The following is a 17995-nucleotide window of genomic DNA, read 5'->3' as shown; positions in this document are numbered from 1 at the left end:
AATTGACGAAGATGAGGCGATCCCTGCCTCGCGGTGAACATGGGTCGGTGGCCGACCCGCCCTTCAAGCGTAGCGGCTCTGAGGCGTGAGGCCGCCCTCAAGGCGTCGCGACTGTCGACGTGGCGTGCCACAGCCAGGCGCCGCAGGGAAAATCCGCCAGATGGGTCGAAAGCGCCAGACCATCGGCGGGCGCGGAGGTCGCGGCCAGACACCCAGTTCCGCCCCCCTCGAGCCCCAGCGCAGCGAGTTCGACGCGAGTATCTCCCCACGCCAGAGACGCCCCAGCGGACGCGACCAGCAGCGCCCGCGGCAGGCGCGGCACCACCACGACCAGCGTAATGTCAGCGCTGCGCCGGGCCAGCGCGATGACATGCTCGGCGCGCTGGCCGGTGACCCCGAGAGGCACGTAGTCACCGTCGAGAAACAGCGCCGGCCACTCGGCGCGCAGTGCCAGCAAGCGTCGGATCAGCGCCTGCTTGACCGCGCCGTCGTGCCACTGCGCCCAGGCCGCCGACGGCGTGACGTCGACGCCGAGCGCCGCGCGCCGCGCGGACATATCCACCGGGCGCCGGTTGTCCGGGTCGACCAGCGACTGGTCCCAGAACTCGGTGCCCTGATAGAGATCCGGCACCCCCGGGGCGCACAGCTTGAGCGTACACTGGGCCAGACCATTGATCGCCCCGGGCAGGTCGAGCGCCGCCGCCAGCGCCGCCAGTTCGCGGGTCAGCTCGCCGCCATCCAGGGCGCGCTGCACCGCTGCCGCCGCGGCTTCCTCGTAGGCCACGTCGGGGGCCAGCCAGTGGCTGTGCAGCTTGGCCTCGCGCAGCGCCTTCTGCTGCCACGCCATCACCCGCTCGGCAAACGCCGCCAGGCCGTCGCGGTCTTCGGCCGCGAGCCCCAGGGGCCAGGCCGCCAGCACGATCTGCAACAGCATCAGACGGTCACCGCCGCTGACCCCCGCCGCGCCCAGGCGCGGGTCAGCGGCGAGTTCATGCAGCTGTGGTATCAGGTCCTGACACTCGCTCAGCGCAGCCAGGCGCGCGCGCACGTCCTCACCGCGCTTGTGGTCATGGGTCGCGGTGGCCAGCAGGCTGTGCGGGAAGCGCGCCAGGCGCGCGCGGTTGGCCGCATGTAGATGCGAGACCGGATAGGCGAAGTGAGCCCCCTCGCAGCCGACGTCGTTGCGCGACAGGAGCACCGCGCTGCGATAGCCGGCAGTATCTTCCACCGCCTTGGCCGCCAGCGGCGAGGTGAGCTGCTGGAAGGTGGCGATGGCGCGCAGACGCAGCGCCTGCTCGGGCGCCTCGCGTGTCTCCGGGGCGACGCCGCCGAGCCAATCGTCGAGGGTCGCCAGCCAGGCGGCGTCGGCCGCACTGAGCCGGGTGCGGGCGCTCTCGAGAGCGTGGTCGAAGTCGGCGGCGTCGGCCTGTGGGCGGCCATGGCGATCGGCGTAGCTGCGATAGACCGGATAGCCGATCGCCAGCGCGCCGAACACGCGGCGCAGCGCCGGTTCGCTCAGCTCGCGCGTCGCCGGCAGGTGGCGCGCCAGGGCGCCGAGGGCGGCGACACAGCGCTCGAATTCCGCGCATAGCGGGCCGGCCAGCATTTCGCGGCGGGCGACGGCGACCTCGGCGGCGAAGTCGCCGCTGCGCCCACTCACCTCGCGCCACAGCGCAGCGAACGGCGCCTCACCCGCGGGGTCGTGCTGAACGCCGGAAACCACGTCGAGAAACTCGTAGCCGGTGGTGCCGTCGACACCCCAGTCGCTGTGCAGCGCTTCGTGCCCGGCGAGAATCTTCTCCACGTAGAGCGGGATGCGCGTCTCACCGCGCTCGGCGGCGATCGCATCCAGGCGTTCGCGCAGACGCCGCGCATAACCGCGTGGATCGACCAGGCCATCGATATGATCGACACGCAGGCCGTCGATCCAGCCCCGCGCCACCAGCCCCAGCACGGTGTCGTGACACAGCGCGAAGACGCGTGAATCCTCGACGCGCACCCCAGCCAGCTCGGTGATATCGAAAAAGCGCCGCCAGTTGAGCGCATCGTTGGCGCTGCGCCAGTAGGCCAGTCGATAGGCCTGGCGCTCGAGCAGCGCATGCAGCCGCGCGCGGCCGCTCTCGTGGCGACTGTCGAACGCCGCCAGCGCCGCCTGTATCGGATCGGGTTCGGCGTCTTCGGGAGAGGATGCCTCGGCCCCGCCCAGGGCGAACAGCGCCGCGCTGTGAGCCGGGTCGATGGGGAAGCGGTGCTCGTGATAGCGCACCTCGAAACGCTGCGCCGTCTCCGACCAGTCCAGCGTCAGCTCGCCCGCGGCGAGCACGTCCACATAGCGTTCGCCGAGCAACGGCAGCAGCAGCTTGCCGTCGAGATCGGCGCGGCCCCAGTCGACGTCGAAGCAGTCGGCGAACTCGCTGGCGCGGCCGCGGGCGAGCATGTCCTGCCACCAGGGGTTGTCCGCGCCGATCGCCAGATGGTTGGGCACGATGTCGGCGACGATGCCCATGCCGCGGGCGTGCAGCGCCTCCACCAGTGCCGCCAACCCCGCCTCACCGCCCAGCTCGGGATCGATGCGGGTCGGGTCGACGCCATCGTAGCCGTGGGGCGAGCCGGGGCGCGAGGTGAGAATCGGCGACAGGTAGTAGTGGCTGACGCCGAGCGCGGCGTAGTAGTCGACCTGAGCGCACGCGGCGGCGAAGTCGAACCCGGCGTGCAGCTGTAGCCGCACCGTAGCCCGGATCGGTCTCATGATGACACTCCTTGTCGGGACCCGGCGTGACCGCGCAGGTCTTGGATCTGCGCCAGACGGCGGCGCAACGCTTCCTGCGTCACCAGTTGCGCCACCGGCAGCGGTAACCGGCGGCGCCAGTTGGGGTGCTCATCGAGGGTTCCGGGCAGATTGGGCTGCTCGGTCAGTGCCAGCAGGTCCTCCAGCGGCAGCAGTGTCAGCGGGGTCGGGGTGGCGGCGATATGGCCGAGCGCGGCATCCACCACCGCGGCCGGCGCAGCCGTCTCGGCAATGCCGCAGACCGCAGCCAGCCGCGCCCGATCACGCTGGCGCTCGGCATCGAGGGCGGCCCGGGTCTCACCCTCGCCGAACAGCCCCAGTCGTTGGCGCCAGTCGAGATCGCGTCCCTGCCACCATCCGGCCACCGTCGGCAGGTCATGGGTGGTGGTGGTGGCCAGCACGCCCTGACGCCACGCCGAGGCGGCCAGGAAATCGTCGCCGTCGCGTTCGAACCAGAGCACGCCGATACCCAATACCCCGCGGCTGGCGAGCTTGTCGCGCAACCCCGCCTCCACCGTGCCCAGATCCTCGCCGATCACGATCGCCCGGTGGCGCCAGGATTCGAGGGCAACCAGACGCAGCAGGTCGTCGAGAGGAAAGCGCAGATAGGCGCCGTGATCGGCAGGTTCGCCCCGGGGGATCAGCCACAGCCGCGAGAGCCCCAGGATATGATCGATACGCAGGCCGCCGGCATGGGCAAAACCGGCCCGCAGCATGGCGATGAAGCCTTGATAGCCGGAGTGCACCAGCCCACTCGGCGAGAAGGCCGCCACGCCCCAGTCCTGGCCGCGGGCATTGAACGCATCCGGCGGCGCACCGACGCTGAACTCGGTCAACAGCTCACCGGGAAAGCTCCACGCCTGGCTACCGCAGGGGTCGACCCCCACCGCCAGATCGGCGATCAGACCGATCGCCATGCCGGCCTCGCACGCCCGCTGCTGCACGCGCTCGAGCCCGGCTGCCATCAGCCACTGCAGAAAGGCAGCAAAACGCACCGCCTCGACATGGCTATCGGCGAAGGCATCCACCTCGGCGCTACGCGGATCGCGCCACGCCGACGGCCAGTGTCGCCAATCGCGCTCCTGGGCTTCGGCCTGGAGCACCTCGAAGCGACAGTGGCGTTCCAGCGCCTCCCCGCCTTGCTGACAGAAGGCTTCGAACTGCGCCTGCCAGTGCTGAGCCTCCTCCGCTTGCATCACGTGATGGTAGAGGCGCTCGAGCTGGGCCTGCTTGAGCGCGACGCTGGCCGGCCAGTCGATCAGCGCCGCCTGCGAGCACCGGTCCTGGGCCGCGCGATCGGGGGCTGCCGCCCAGGCCACGGTGGCGGCATCGAAAATGCACTCGGGGGCCGCATGCCAGACGTTGTAGAACAGCCGGCTGGAGGGGGCGTAGGGGCTGTAACGCTGGGGGTCGGCAGCGAACAGCGCATGGATCGGGCTGACGGCCACCGCATCCGCGCCCTGTTCGGCAAGCCCGGCGCACAGCTCGTCGAGCGCCTGCAGGTCGCCGATCCCGGTATCGTTTTCGCGCCGGAGCGAGTAGAGCTGCACCGCCACGCCCCAGAGCCGTGCCGCAGCCCCCTCGGCGCGCACGTCGGCGGGCGTGAAGCAGCGCGCGGGCGCCACCGCCAGAGTCCGCGTGAGCCGCTCGCCGCGGCTGTCGACCAGGGTCAGGCGGTGATAGCCGCAGGCGTCGATCGGCGGCAGGCAGCCCGCCGCATCGAGCTCGCCGCCGAGCGTCTCGCCGCTCTCCAGGCGCAGGGTGAAGCCGATCCCTGCCGCCTGAACGAGCGGTACCGGGAAAGCCACATCGGCATCGGCGATCAGCAGTGACGGCAGCACGGGCCAGCGGTAGGGCGCGCTCTGCTCGCGCCAGCGGGCGAGGCTATCGCTCACCTCGGAGGCATCTGCCGCCGGCCACCCCAGCCGCGCCAGCATCTCACGCTGACGCGCGGCGTCGAGCGTACAGTGGCTGCCGTCGCTGGCCTCCCACTTGAGGATCAGCCCGACTGCCTCGGCCAGTGTCCGTAGTGCAGCGTCGTCGGTATCGCGCGCGCTCATGCCGTGGTCTCCCGGGCATCCAACCACACTACGCAGCGCCGCGGCGGCAGTTGCCCCACGCTCAGCGCCGCGGCCACGTCGGCGTGCGAGGCGACCAGCAGTGGCGCCGACGCGGCGAGACCCACCGCGGCCTGCCCCAGGTTGATGGCAATACGCAGGGTACTACCGTCTCCCAGCCACCAGCAGGCATCCACCGCGGCGTCACCGATCATCTCACTGCGCTGCGCCCGGGCACCGGCCAGGCGCGGCACCACCCAAGCGTGGCGCAGGCCCAGCCAAGCTGTGAAGCGCTCGCGCTGGGCGCGATGCTCGGGGCGCTCGGCCTCGGCCGTGTCGAGACAGGCAGCGGCGAAAGTGCTCTGGGCGTTGGGGTCGGGAATGCGCTCGCGCTGGGCCGGATCCTGGAAGGCAGCGAACTCGGCGAACTCACGCCGCCGCCCTTCGCGCACCGCATCGGCCAGCGCATCGCGATGGTCGGTGAAGAACAGAAAAGGCCGCCGTGATCCCCACTCTTCGCCCATGAACAGCAGCGGAATCTTGGGCGACAGCAGCAACAACAGCGTGGCGGCGGCGAGCGCGTCGGCATCGGCCAGCTGGCTCAGGCGCTCGCCGAGGGCGCGATTGCCGATCTGGTCATGATTCTGCAGAAAATCGATGAAGGCTGTCGGTGCCAGCCCAGCGCTGGGTTCACCGCGCGCTTCGCCCTTGCGCGTGGCCTGCCCCTGGAAGACGAACCCCTCGCCCATCGCGGTGGCGAGCTTGGCCGTGGCGTCGCCGACGAAATCGGCGTAGTAGCCCTGCGACTCGCCGGTCAGCAGTACGTGCATGACGTTGTGCCAGTCGTCGGCCCACTGGGCGCTGTAGGCGTCACCGCCGAGCAGACTCGCCTGGTTGTGCTCGTTCTCCAGCATCAGATGCACGTGGCGCCCGCCGCCGGCCCGCGCCCGCAGGGTCGCGGCCATCTCGAGCAGGAAGTCGCGGTCGCCGATGGCGTGTACCGCATCGAAGCGCAGGCCGTCGACGCGATAGTCGAGCAGCCACATCAGCGCATTGTCGATGAAGAAGCGGCGCACCTGAGGGCGCCGGAAATCGATCGCCGCCCCCCAAGGCGTGGTCACGTCGTTCCGGAAGAACGCCTCGGCATAGTGGGGCAGAAAGTTGCCGTCGGGCCCGAAGTGGTTGTAGACCACGTCGACGAACACCATCAGACCATGGGCGTGGATGGTGTCCACCAGCGCCTGGAACGCCTGCGGGGTACCGTAGTAGGAGGCTACGGCGTAGGGCTGCACGCCGTCGTAGCCCCAGTTGCGGCTGCCCGGGCATTCGGCCAGCGGCATCAGCTCGATCGCCGTGACCCCGAGCTTGACCAGCGCCGGCAGCCGCCGCTCGAGCCCGGCCATGCCGCCGATGGCACCGAGGTGAACCTCGTAGATCACGCACGCTTCCCAGGGGCGGCCGCGCCAGTCCGGCTGCTGCCAGGCATAGGCGCCGGGGTCGACCACCAGCGACCAGCCGTCGACCCCATCGCGCAACGCCCGCGACGCGGGGTCAGGCACCGCGAGCCCGGTGTCGTCGTCGCCGACGAAGACCCGGTAGCGGTAGGCACTGCCCACCGGGCAGTCGAGCCGGGCGACGAACTCCCCCGCCTCGGCTGTATCCATCGCCACCGGCGCTCGCCCCTCGCACTCCAGCATCACTCGCACGGCACTCGGCGCCCAGAGCCGGAAGGAGACGCCACCCGCGGGATCGCAGTGGGCGCCGTAGCGCGGTATGAAGGCTTCGCCACGGGCGTCTGGCGAAGACGAGGCTGATGGCGCACTCATGGGGTGTCTCCATGCCAGACTTCATGGCGTAGAAAGAGCGTAGCCATTGGCGGCACCGTCAGCGTCAGCGACTGCGCCTGGCCATGGCTGGGTTCGGGACCAGCCTTGAGACTGCGTCCGTTGCCCACGTTGCTACCGGCGTAGAAGACGCTGTCGCTGTTGAATATCTCGCGCCAGCGGCCGCCCTCAGGGACACCGAAGCGATAGGTCTGATGCACGCAGGCCTGGAAATTACTGACACAGATCAGCGTCGCATGGCCGCTGTCGGCATGCCGCGCAAACACCACTACGCTGTTGTGGCCATCGTCGGGCACCAGCCACTCGAAACCGTTGTCGCCGTCGTCGCGGATCTGCAACGCCGGCTCGTTGACGTAGAGCCGGTTGAGGTCGGCCACCAGCCGCAGCATGCCGGCGTGCCGGCTCTCGAACAGCAGCGGCCAGTGGATCGCCTCGGGGAAGCGCTCGGCCAGCACCTGGCCCAGCTCGACGCCCATCCCCAGCCACTTCTCGCCGGGCAGCGCCCACATCATGCCGAGTGCCGCCCGCAGGGTGGCGAAACGCTGCCAGGCGTCACCATGCACGCGCTGGCGCCACGCGCCCAGGGGCACCGTCGGCGCCGGTAGCTGTGCCAGCAGACCACGCCCCTTGGGCGCCGGCGTCAGGGCCGCGATCCACTGGGCGTGATGCCGACAGCGCGACAGCGGCGGACGCGCCAGATAGTCGCTCATTGCTGCCTGCCAGGCGGGCCGAAAAGCGAGGATCACATCGGCCCGGCCGTCATCGACGAACAGCCGGCAGCAGCCGGCCTGGGCCTCGTCGGCCGGCGTGTACACGCCGTCGACGTGCAGCCGACGGCAGCGCTCGAGGCTCTGGGCCGTGCCTGTCGGCTGACTCACCACCACCCCGACACCCGCGATATGACAGGTTTCGACCACACCGCGGATCGTAGCGTCGCCTTCGGCCAGCAGCGCCGCATCGAAGGCGACATGGGTAAAGCCGAGATCCGCCACGTAGGGCACCAGCTCCTGGATCAGGGCGTCCCAGCGCAGCGGTGGCGAGAAGCGCGAGGCATACCACTCGGCGGCATCGAGACAGTAGAAGGCGAGCGGCAGATCTCCCTGGTGGCGCGCGCCGCGCACCCGCATCCAGTCGCCGTCGTCCCAGCGCCAGTCGCTGTCGTCGGGCACGCCAGGCGGCGGCGCCATCGACGCCATCAGCCACCAACGCAGAGCACCGAAATCGTAGGCCGCGGCGGCGGACGTTGCACCGCTGTCGACGCCACTCATCGGACGCTGCCGTGGTAGCTACCGGTGGCGGGCGTGGTCTCCGCCAGCAGCTCGGCGTAGAGCCGACGATAAGGCACCACCGCCTGGCGCCAGTGCAGACGCCCGGCCATGGCGGCACGGCGCATGGCGTAGAACAGGTCGGTGGCATGGAACAGATCGAAGGCGCGGCGCAGCGTGGCGCGATACGCCTCCAGGGTCATCTCGTCGAACAGCAGCCCATTGATGCCGTCCTGAATGGTGTCGGCAAGGCCACCGGTACGATGGGCGATCGGCAGCGAACCGAAGCGCTGGGCGTAGAGCTGGCTCAAGCCACAGGGTTCGAAGCGTGACGGCATCAGCAGGAAGTCACTGCCGGCGTAGATCTGGCGCGCCTCGCCCTCGTCGAAACCGATATTGACCCCGATCTGGCCGGGATAGCGCGCCGCCAGGGCCACCAAGGACTGCTCGATGGCATATTCACCGCGCCCGATCACGACTAACTGTCCGCCGGCACCGACCAGGGTGTCGGCGATCTCGCAGGTGAGGTCGAGCCCCTTCTGGGCCACCAGCCGGGAGACCACCGCGAACAGCGGCCCGCCGCTCGGGTCGAGCCCGAACATGCGCCGCACGCGTTGGGTGTTGGCACGCTTGCCGTGCCAGTCGTTGATGCCGAAGTTGGGCGACAGATGGGTATCGTGGCGCGGATCCCAGCGGTCGTCGATACCGTTGAGCAGGCCGCTGAGCCGCCCCTCCAGCGCGCGCTTGGCGAGCAGGCCATCCAGCCCGCAGCCGAACTCGGGCGTGGTGATCTCGCGGGCGTAGTTGTTGCTGACGGTGGTGACGTGGGAGGCGTAGGAGAGCCCCGTTTTCATGAACGAGAGCTGACCGTAATACTCGACGCCATCGATGTGGAAGGCGCTGGGCGGAATGCCCAGCGGCTCCAGGCGATCGGCCCCGAACACGCCCTGATAGGCGAGATTGTGGATGGTGTAGACCGAAGGCACGTAACGCCGCCCCAGCCAGCGCACATAGCCGGCGGTGAGGCCGGTGGCCCAGTCGTTGAGATGCAAAAGATCCACCTGCCACTCGAGCAGCGCCGGATCGTTGACGATCGCCGCGGCGGCCAGGGCCAGACGCGCGAAACGGATGTCGTTATCGGCCCAGCCGACGCCGAAGTCGTCACCGTAGGCATTGCCGTCCCGATCGTAGAGCGACGGGCACAGCACCAGATAGACGATCAGCCCGTCATCGCACACCAAGCGCCCAATTTCGCAGGCCGGCAAGGCGTGACTGGCAGGCAGCTGTGCCACCCGTACGATAGGCTTGCCGGCGGTCAGAATCTGGCGGTAGCCGGGCATCAGCACGCGTACATCGTACCCAGGCTTCAGCGCACGCGGCAGCGCCGCGGAGACATCGCCAAGCCCACCTGCCTTGATGAAATCGGCTATCTCGGTGGTGACGAACAGGACACGCCGGTCGCGCCCGGGGGCGACCGGCCGCAGTCGCGGCAAGGATGTCTGCATGCTTGGCCCACGCGGCACGGAGTCACGGGAGAGCGGCCGTTCGCTCGGGTCATCGTGTTGGGCTCTTCTTCCCTGAACCGCGGCCTTTACCATGTAAAGCCTCCCGAAAACCTGCGTCAGCCTGCATTGACGATCTGGGCCGCACCCTGATCCTGCGCGCTCGCACACGGCAGTCGCGATAACCGGTGTTAATCCGTCCAACGCGAGGTGCGAGCCAGACCAATAGCGCATTGACGTGACACCTCGACGATGCCAACGCGACCCGGCCCTACTAGGTATACGGCAGCACCGGATGAGCGTCAAAACGTCTTTTCGCCAGCGTTATCGGCGCCTGTGGCGCGCGCAAGAAAAAAGGCAACCTCCCTGTGAGGTTGCCTCTATTTAAAGGTAGTCGATTTGGCGTTGGGCGTGATCGCGAATGCGTCATCGCCTGCGCCGCGCGCGTCAGTGAACGCGTCGGCGCAGTCTCATGCGCCCTGCCTCAAGAGCGCTGCCCGTCGGCATCGGAGCCCTCATGCTGGCGCTTGAGCTTGGTACTGAGCCACAGCGTCACGCGCATGATCAGCACATAGGCCGCCGGCACGAACACCGTCGCCAGCAGGGTGATCGAGATCATGCCGCCGACCACCGGCGTACCGATCTGTTGCCGGCTCGCCGCGCTGGCTCCGGAGGCGAGTGCCAGCGGCAGGGTGCCGCCGATGAACGCCAGCGAGGTCATCACGATGGGCCGGAAACGCTGGCGTGCCGCCACCTTGGCCGCCTCGATCACCGAGAGCCCCGCGTGCTTGCGCTGCTGCTCGGCGAACTCGACGATCAGGATGGCGTTCTTGGCCGCCAGCCCCACCACCACCAGTAGCCCCACCTGCAGGTAGACGCTGGTGCTCAGACCCGCGAGATGTACCGCCAGGATGGCGCCGATGAAGGCGAACGGCACCGCCGAGACCACCGCCAGCGGTAGCGTCCAGCTCTCGTACTGGGCGGCCAGGATCAAGAACATCATGACCACGCCGAAGGAGAGCGCCAGGGTCGCCGCGGTGCCCACGTTGGCCTGCTGATAGGCCTCCCCGGACCAGCCCATGGCGTAGTCGGAGCCCAGCGTCTGTGCCACCACTTCCTGCATCGCCTGGACCGCCTGGCCCGAGCTGTAGCCCGGCGCCGGCCCGCCGGCGAACTGGGCTGCCGGATAGACGTTGTAGCGCTGGAGTACCGTGGGTGCATTCTCGCGGGTCAGCGTGACCAGCTCGGAGAGCGGGATGCGCTGGCCGTCGCCGCCACGCACGTAGACCTTGCTGATGTCTTCCGGGTTGCGACGGAAGTCGTCCTCCGACTGCAGATAGACCTGGAAGTTACGGCTGGACCGGGTGAAGTAGTTGACGAAGGCGCTACCGAAGGTGCTCGCCAGGGTCGTGTTGAGATCGGAAATGTCCACACCCAGACTGCGCACCTTGTCGGTATCCACAGTGGCGCGATAGACCGGCACGTTGACATCCAGGGTCGAGAACGCCTGGCCGATCTCGGGGCGCTGATTGGCCGCCTGCATGATCTTGCCGGCCGCCGCCGCCAGTTGCTGCGGCGAGTCGCCGCCGTAGGACTGCAGGTAGCCGGTGAAACCGCCGGTGGGCGAAAGCCCCTGGATCGGCGGCATGTTGAAGGCCATCGTCTGGCCGCCCTGGATCTGGGCCCCGATCTGCATGATCTTGCCGATCAGTTGGTCCGCAGTCACGCTGCGTTCGGACCACGGCTTCATGGTGACGAAGACCGTCCCCTTGGCGGTGTTGGCCGAGCTCGACAGGATGTCGAACCCAGGGATGCCGACCACGTAGTTGATCCCCGGCACCTCGTCACGCAGTCGCGTGCTCAGCTCCTGGATATAGGCATCGGTGCGCGATACCGAGGCGCCCGCCGGCAGCGTCACCGAGGCCAGCGCCACGCCCTGGTCCTCGGTCGGCAGCAGGCCGCTGGGCAGCTGGGAGTAGATCGTCCACGACAGCACGCCGACCCCGACCAGCCCCACCACCACCAGCCACAGCTGATGAATGAGGAAGTTGGTGATCGCCATGAACAGGTCGGTGACCTTCTCGAAGCCCTTGTTGAACCACTCGAACGGCTTCTTGATCGCACGCACGACCTTGGATTCGCGGATGCGCTGATGGTTCTGCAGGAAGATCGCGCTGATCGCCGGCGTGAACGACAGCGCCACCAGCGCCGAAATCGCCACCGAAATGGCGATGGTGATCGCGAACTGCTGATACATCTGCCCGGTCAGACCACCCATGAAGCCCACCGGCACGAATACCGCGGTCATGATGAACGAGGTCGCGATGACCGCGCCGGAGACCTCTTTCATCGCCTCCAGCGCGGCGCTGAAGGGCGTGGCCTCCTCGTCCTCCTGCATGATGCGTTCAACGTTCTCGATCACCACGATGGCGTCGTCGACCACGATCCCGATCGCCAGGATCATCCCGAACAGCGACAGCAGGTTGATCGAGAAGTCGAGCAGATACATCCCGGCGAAGGTACCCACCACCGAGATCGGCACCACCGACATCGCCACCAGCGTCGAGCGCCAGCTCTGCAGGAACACGAACACGATCACCGCCACCAGCAGCAGCGCCTCGATGAAGGTGTGCTCGACCGAGTTCACCGAGGCGTCGATGAACAGCGTGGTGTCGTAGGGGATCTCGTAGTCCAGCCCCGGCGGGAAGCGTTGCTTGAGCGTCGCCATCTCGCTCTTGACCTCACGCGCCACGTCGAGGGCATTGGCCCCGGGCTGAAGGTAGATGGCAATGGGGGCGATCGGCTTGTTGTTGACGTAGCCCTGGATGCCGTAGGTGTTCTTGCCCAGCTCGACCCGAGCGACATCGCTCAAGCGCAACGAGGAGCCGTCGGGATTGGTGCGCAGCAGAATGTTGCGGAACTGATCGACGCTGCTGAAGCGCCCTTCCGTGGTGATGGTGTAGGTGTAGGGCGAGGGATCGCTCTGCGGCTCGGCGCCGATCTTGCCCGCGGCCACCACCGCGTTCTGCGCGCGGATCGCCGACGACACCTCGGCCGGCGTCAGGTCGTACTGCGCCAGCTTGTCAGGGTCGAGCCAGATACGCATGGCGAATTCCTGACTGCCGAGTACCTCGGCCTGCCCCACCCCCGGCAGCTGCTTGAGCGCATCGGTGATGTTGATGTTGGCGTAATTGGTCAGGTAGAGCGAGTCATAGGCATCGCTGGCCGAGGTGACGGCAACGAACATCAGCACGCTGGACGCGCGCTGCTCCACCGTCACCCCCTGCGACTGGACCTCGCTGGGCAGCTTGGAGAGCGCCTGCTGCACCCGGTTGTTGACGTTGATCTGCGCCGTCTGCGGGTTGGTCCCGATCTTGAAGTAGACGCTCATCGACATCTGACCGCTGTCGGAGCTCGACGAGGTCAGATAGATCATGTTCTCGGTGCCGTTGATCTCCTGCGCCAGGGTCGACGCCACGGTGTCGGAGACCGTCTGCGCACTGGCCCCGGGATAGGTCGCCGAGACGCTGATCGTCGGCGGCACCACCTGCGGGTACTGCTCGATCGGCAGGGTCCGCATCGCCATCAGGCCAATCAGGATGATGATGACCGAGATGACCGTGGCGAAGATCGGGCGCCTGATGAATACGCTGGAGAAATTCATCAGTTGGCTCCGTTCTGGCCGCCATCGGTCTGGGCCCCTTGGGTGCCTTTACCGGCCTGGGCCCCTTCGGCGCCCTCACCACCCTTGGCATCGGCCTTCTGCGAGGGATTCTCGCCGGCCTTGTCCTGGGGCTGCTCCGCGCTGCCGGAGAACGGCTGCGGGTCGATCTTGTCACCGGGCGAGACGCTGCCGATGCCCGAGACCACCACGCGGTCGCCGCTGTCGAGACCCTGGGTGATGATCTGCCAGTCGCCGGCGACCTCCCCCAGCGAGACGAAGCGCGCCTCGACCTTGCCTTCGGCGTCGAGGACATACACCTGCGGCCCCTTGAGTCCCTCAGTCACCGCCACCGCGGGCACCGCGAAGACGCCGTAGCGCTTGACGTTGGGCAGGGTGACACGCACGAACTGACCGGGCAGGAACAGGCCATCCTGATTGCGGAAGGTGGCTTCGGCCTGAACCGTGCTGGTGCTCTCGTCGACACGCGAACCGAGGAAGTCGAGCTCGCCGGCGAGCTTGAGCGGCTCGCGCGTGGCCGAGCCGGTGGACGGCGCGGTGAGCACCGCGGCGTCGGCCTCCTTGGCGCCGCGCTGGCGCTGGCGGCGCAGGGCAAAGGCGTCATCCGCGGGCAGCGAGAAGCGTACCTCGATGGGGTTGAGCGGCGTGATCGTCGCCAGCTGCTGGGGCGGCTGCACCAGGTTGCCCACGTTGACCTCGCTCAAGCTGATCATGCCGCTGACCGGGGCGTTGACCTGGGTATAGCTCAAGTCGATCTGGGCGCTGTCCAGCGCCGCCTTTGCCTGGGCCAGCGATGCCTGGGCCGTGCGCAGATCGGCCTGGGACTGATCCCGCTGCTGCTGGCTGACCGAGTTCTGCTTGTAGAGACGCGTGTAGCGCTCGGCATCGCGCTGCGCCCGGTAGAGCTCGGCCTGGGCACTCTGGACGTCGGCCTGGCGCTGTTCGACGGTCGCCTTGTAGGGGGCGGGTTCGATGGTGAAGAGCTTGTCGCCCTTCTCCACCAGACTCCCCTCGCGGTAGTGACGTGCCTCGAGAATCCCCTCGACACGTCCCATCACGGTGACCTCCTGGTCGCTGCGAATCATGCCCGGGTAGGTCTTGGACAGCCCGATATCGCGCGCCTTGACCTCCAGCACCTGGGCCTGGGTCGGCGGCTTCTGCTGCCCCTTCTGTTGGTCACCGGCACTGGATGACTCGTCACCGCCGCAGGCGGACAGTACGAGCGAGAGCAGTATCGCGCCACCGATACCGATGGGGCGATTCATGAGTGTAGGGCGCATGAGTCTCCGTCCTGGAAAGAGTGCCTAAGGGAATGTAGCGAGCTTACAGGCATACATACATGAATGTAAACTTGCCAACGAATGGGGTATTCTCGCGCCAAGGACTCGACGCCAGCCCGCAAGCACCGAGAAAGATCGAGCCACACGCCGCCTCTATCAACGCTCATGACGACACCACCATGCCGAAACGCACCAAGGCCGAGGCCGAAGCCACCCGCGAGGCGCTGCTCGACGCCGCCGAGATCGTCTTTCTGGAACGCGGCGTCTCGCGCGCCTCACTCGAGCAGATCGCGCGCCAGGCCGGCATGACCCGTGGCGCCGTCTACTGGCACTTCAAGAACAAGTCAGACCTGTTCCAGGCCATGCTCGACCGGGTCAAGATGCCACTGCGCCAGTTACTCGACGAGGTCGAGGATCCCGAACGCCCACACGCACCGCTCACGATCCTCCGCCTGGCGTGCCTGCACGCGCTGGAGCGGCTGCAGCGTCCGCGCTCCCAGCGGGTGCACACCATTCTCTTTCATCGCTGTGAATCCTCCGGCGATATCGACATGCTGGGATTGCAGAGCCATCTGGCCAAGGAGTGCTACGACACCATGGTCGAGCGCCTCGAACAGGCCCAGCGCGACGGCGCCCTGGGCGAGGGCATCGACCCGCAGATCGCCTGCCGCATGCTGATGTCGATGTTCGGCGGCCTGATGCACGACTGGCTACGCGACCCGACCCAATACGAACTGGCCGAGGTCGGCCCACGCATGATCGAGACCCTCTTCGCACGTATCGCGCGCCTGCCAAGCGAGGGCTGAGCGCACCATGCCGTCGGATAGGTTTGGCTACTGTAGCCGAACCTGGGCCGATGCGCGCCCCGAGCGGATCGTCTCGCGCTCCCGGTTCAGCCCGCCAGCACACGCGCGGCGGCCCTCGCCACGCCATCGCGATAGCCGGCGCCGAACAGGTAGAGGTGATTGAGCAGCGGATAGAGCTGGAACAGCGCTTCGCGGCGTGGCCAGTCGGCCGGGCGCCGGCCGTCCCAATAGGCCTCGTGGAAGGCCGCCCCCGGATCGCCGAACAGGCTCAGCATGGCCACGTCGACCTCGGGATAGTGACGATACACCGCCGGATCGATGATCGCCGGCCCGCGCGGCGTGAACAGCACATTGCCCGACCACAGATCGCCGTGCACCAGCGACGGCGGCCGATCCACGAGCCAGCTCTCCAGCGTCGTGGCGATCCGTTCGACCCGGGTTGCCAGCGCGGCATCGAGCAGGTCCCGGTCGCGGCAGGCGCGCACCAGCGGCAGCAGCCGGCGCTCGCGCTGGAAAGCGCGGCCATCGGCCAGCGTGGCGTTGGGCTGCGGCGTGAGCCCGCAGGCGTTGTCGCGCGCCCAGCCGTGATCGGCATCCGGGTCGCGGGTGGCGGCATGCAGCAGCCTCAGCCCCTCGCCGAGCCGCGCGCCATCGCGCGGCCCGCTGACGTCGAGCGCTTCCATCACCAGCAGATCCCCGGCCAGCGCCACCACCCGCGGGACCACCAGAGCCTCGGCCGCCGCAGCCAGGGCGGCGAGCCCGTCGGCTTCGCCGGCGAGCCGCTCGGGCCGGTCGCACTTGACGATCAGCGGCGTGGCGGCCGCCAGACGCCACACGCCGGCACCGCTGTCGCCGCCGGAAAGCGGCGTCAGGTCGCCCCGGAAGGCGTCATCGAGTTCAGCGAGACGTTGCGCGAGTGTCTGCGTCATCGGTGTCTTCCTCACTGTCGTTGGCGACTTGTTCTTCATCGCCGGCCTTGCCGCGGCCGCGGTCGAGCTCCTGCTGAAACAGCGACTTGAACTCCTCCATGGCGGCCTTCTCGGTGGCCATCAGCTGCTCGGTGTCGTTGCGATGGGTATAGGTATCCTTGAGCAGCTGGTTGTCGAACTCGCGGAAAGTACGCACCGCATTGATCGCATTGGAGCTCGGGTAGCCCATGCCCTTGAGCACCTCGACGCTCATCTCCATGCTTGAGGCGAAGGTTTCGCGCACCACGCCATCCACGCCCAGCTCCATCAGCTTCCAGGCGTGATGACGATTGCGCGCGCGGGCGTGAACCTTGAGATGGGGGAAGTGCGTCTTGGCCAGACGCGCGATGGTCAGCGCGGCATGCTCGTCGTCCACCGCGATCACCAGCAGCTGCGCCTTGTCGATGCCCGCCGCGCGCAGCAGGTCCAATCGCGTGGCGTCGGCGTAGAAGATGCGCGAGCCGAAGCGGCGGATGAACTCGACCTGGGTGATGTTGGGGTCCAGCGCGGTAAAGGCGATGCCCTGCATCTTGAGTGTGCGCCCCACCATCTGGCCGAAGCGGCCGAGACCGGCGATCACCACCGGCGGGGTCTCGTCGCCGAAGTCGGTGTCGAAGGGGCGCGTCTCCTTGAGCCGGTTGCCCAGCGTCTCGCCCAGCTGATAGAGAAACGGCGTCGCCGCCATGCTCAGCGTGACCGCGGCGATGCACAGGCTGGCGATGCGCTGGTCGATCACCCCGGCGGCGACGGCGGCGGTGAGCAGCACGAAGTCGAACTCACCGCCCTGGGCGATCACCGTCGCCAGCCGTGGAATCTCCGTGCGCGGCAGCTTCGCCAGCAGTCCGATCGCCGCCAGCACCAGCATCTTGACCAGGGTCATCGCCAGCGCCAGGCCGATCACCAGCAGCACGTTGTCGAGTACCAGGGCAAGATTTACCGACATCCCCACGGCGATGAAGAACAGCCCCAGCAGCAGCCCCTTGAACGGCTCGATGTTGGCCTCGAGCTCGTGGCGATAGGGGGTGTCCGCCAGCATCACCCCGCCTAGAAAGGCGCCCAGCGCCATCGATAGTCCCGCCCACTCCATCGCCAGCGCCATACCGAGGACCAGAAACAGCGCGGCGGCAGTGAATATCTCATGGATGTCGCTACGTGCGATCAGCGCCAGCACCCGCGGAAACACCAGCCGCCCGAACACGATCGCGGCGACCACGATGGCGACGCTGCGCGCCATGATCCAGATATCGTCCGGGGCGGCATCCACGCGCCCGGCAAGAAACGGCAGCAGCGCCAGCAGCGGAATCACTGCCAGATCCTGGAACAGCAGCATGGCGAAGGCACTCTGGCCGTGTGGCGTGGCCAGCTGGCGCCGCTCGTTGAGCACCTGCAGCGCGAAGGCGGTCGACGAGAGTGCCAGCGTCAGGCCGAGAAAGATCGCGATACTCGGCGCCAGGCCCAGCAGCAGGCCGATGGGTGTCAGCAGCGCAGCACACCCGGCAAGCTGCATCGCCCCCAGTCCGAACAGGCGCTTGCGCATCGACCACAAGCGTCTGGGCTCCAGCTCGAGACCGATGATGAACAGCAGCATCACCACGCCGAATTCGGAGAAGTGCAGCACCGTCTCGGGCTCGGAGATGAAGCCGCTCACCGAGGGGCCGGCGATCAGCCCGATGCACAGATAGCCCAGGATCGAGCCCAGCCCCAGGCGCTGGAACAGCGGTACCGCGATGATCGCGGCGCCCAGCAGCACGGCGGCTTCAGTGAGAAAATCCATTGCTTGTCGGTCCTCGTCACGGCGTGGGC

General features: G+C 67.9%; 10 protein-coding genes. 1 reads left to right on the top strand and 9 read right to left on the bottom strand.

Going from position 1 to position 17995, the window contains the following annotated elements; all coding sequences use genetic code 11:
• Positions 1-97: 97 nt before the first annotated feature.
• The 7 genes from treY to ABV408_RS04865 form a co-directional block, all read right to left on the bottom strand.
• On the bottom strand, positions 98-2749 hold the full coding sequence (gene treY / locus ABV408_RS04895; RefSeq protein WP_353981330.1) for a malto-oligosyltrehalose synthase: 2652 nt from the start codon (positions 2747-2749) through the stop codon (positions 98-100).
• Entirely contained in the window at positions 2746-4848 is a 2103-nt protein-coding gene (gene malQ, locus ABV408_RS04890) for a 4-alpha-glucanotransferase (protein WP_353981329.1), read from the bottom strand. Before malQ ends, treY begins: the two co-directional genes overlap by 4 nt.
• Entirely contained in the window at positions 4845-6671 is a 1827-nt protein-coding gene (gene treZ, locus ABV408_RS04885; protein WP_353981328.1) for a malto-oligosyltrehalose trehalohydrolase, read from the bottom strand. The genes malQ and treZ overlap by 4 nt, the downstream gene beginning before the upstream one ends.
• Positions 6668-7957 carry an alpha amylase C-terminal domain-containing protein gene (locus ABV408_RS04880; RefSeq protein ID WP_353981327.1) on the bottom strand — a complete coding sequence of 430 codons (1290 nt, stop codon included), beginning with the start codon at positions 7955-7957 and terminating at the stop codon, positions 6668-6670. Before ABV408_RS04880 ends, treZ begins: the two co-directional genes overlap by 4 nt.
• Positions 7954-9459 (bottom strand): glycogen synthase GlgA, encoded by a 1506-nt coding sequence (gene glgA / locus ABV408_RS04875; RefSeq protein ID WP_353981326.1) that lies wholly within the window; start codon positions 9457-9459, stop codon positions 7954-7956. The genes ABV408_RS04880 and glgA overlap by 4 nt, the downstream gene beginning before the upstream one ends.
• 481 nt (positions 9460-9940) lie before the next feature.
• A complete protein-coding gene (locus ABV408_RS04870; protein WP_353981325.1) occupies positions 9941-13120 on the bottom strand; it encodes a multidrug efflux RND transporter permease subunit in 3180 nt (1059 codons plus the stop codon).
• A complete protein-coding gene (locus ABV408_RS04865) occupies positions 13120-14418 on the bottom strand; it encodes an efflux RND transporter periplasmic adaptor subunit (RefSeq protein ID WP_353981324.1) in 1299 nt (432 codons plus the stop codon). Before ABV408_RS04865 ends, ABV408_RS04870 begins: the two co-directional genes overlap by 1 nt.
• Before the next feature lie 179 nt (positions 14419-14597).
• On the opposite strand from ABV408_RS04865, the gene ABV408_RS04860 reads away from it, so the two are divergent.
• Positions 14598-15224, top strand: coding sequence for a TetR family transcriptional regulator (locus ABV408_RS04860; protein WP_353981323.1), 627 nt, complete (start codon positions 14598-14600; stop codon positions 15222-15224).
• An 86-nt stretch (positions 15225-15310) separates the two neighbouring features.
• Here the strand turns inward: ABV408_RS04860 and ABV408_RS04855 are convergent, their stop codons facing one another.
• Complete coding sequence (locus tag ABV408_RS04855; protein WP_353981322.1) at positions 15311-16153, bottom strand: fructosamine kinase family protein; 843 nt, start codon at positions 16151-16153, stop codon at positions 15311-15313.
• The gene (locus tag ABV408_RS04850; RefSeq protein WP_353981321.1) at positions 16122-17966 is read right to left on the bottom strand and encodes a monovalent cation:proton antiporter-2 (CPA2) family protein; all 1845 of its coding nucleotides are present in this window, start codon (positions 17964-17966) and stop codon (positions 16122-16124) included. The genes ABV408_RS04855 and ABV408_RS04850 overlap by 32 nt, the downstream gene beginning before the upstream one ends.
• Between the last annotated feature and the right edge of the window lie 29 nt (positions 17967-17995).

It is taken from the genome of Salinicola endophyticus, from assembly GCF_040536835.1.
Classification (GTDB): Bacteria; Pseudomonadota; Gammaproteobacteria; order Pseudomonadales; family Halomonadaceae; genus Salinicola; species Salinicola endophyticus_A.
Note: the sequence above shows the minus strand (reverse complement) of the source record. Positions and strands in the feature narration are given on the sequence as shown.

Excerpts from the sequence above, each read along its gene's own strand:
- treZ (WP_353981328.1), bottom strand. The coding sequence starts at position 6,671 with ATGAGTGCGCCATCAGCCTCGTCTTCGCCAGACGCCCGTGGCGAAGCC.
- ABV408_RS04850 (WP_353981321.1), bottom strand. The coding sequence starts at position 17,966 with ATGGATTTTCTCACTGAAGCCGCCGTGCTGCTGGGCGCCGCGATCATC.
- ABV408_RS04865 (WP_353981324.1), bottom strand. The coding sequence starts at position 14,418 with ATGCGCCCTACACTCATGAATCGCCCCATCGGTATCGGTGGCGCGATA.
- ABV408_RS04860 (WP_353981323.1), top strand. The coding sequence starts at position 14,598 with ATGCCGAAACGCACCAAGGCCGAGGCCGAAGCCACCCGCGAGGCGCTG.
- glgA (WP_353981326.1), bottom strand. The coding sequence starts at position 9,459 with ATGCAGACATCCTTGCCGCGACTGCGGCCGGTCGCCCCCGGGCGCGAC.
- ABV408_RS04870 (WP_353981325.1), bottom strand. The coding sequence starts at position 13,120 with ATGAATTTCTCCAGCGTATTCATCAGGCGCCCGATCTTCGCCACGGTC.
- ABV408_RS04880 (WP_353981327.1), bottom strand. The coding sequence starts at position 7,957 with ATGAGTGGCGTCGACAGCGGTGCAACGTCCGCCGCCGCGGCCTACGAT.
- malQ (WP_353981329.1), bottom strand. The coding sequence starts at position 4,848 with ATGAGCGCGCGCGATACCGACGACGCTGCACTACGGACACTGGCCGAG.
- treY (WP_353981330.1), bottom strand. The coding sequence starts at position 2,749 with ATGAGACCGATCCGGGCTACGGTGCGGCTACAGCTGCACGCCGGGTTC.
- ABV408_RS04855 (WP_353981322.1), bottom strand. The coding sequence starts at position 16,153 with ATGACGCAGACACTCGCGCAACGTCTCGCTGAACTCGATGACGCCTTC.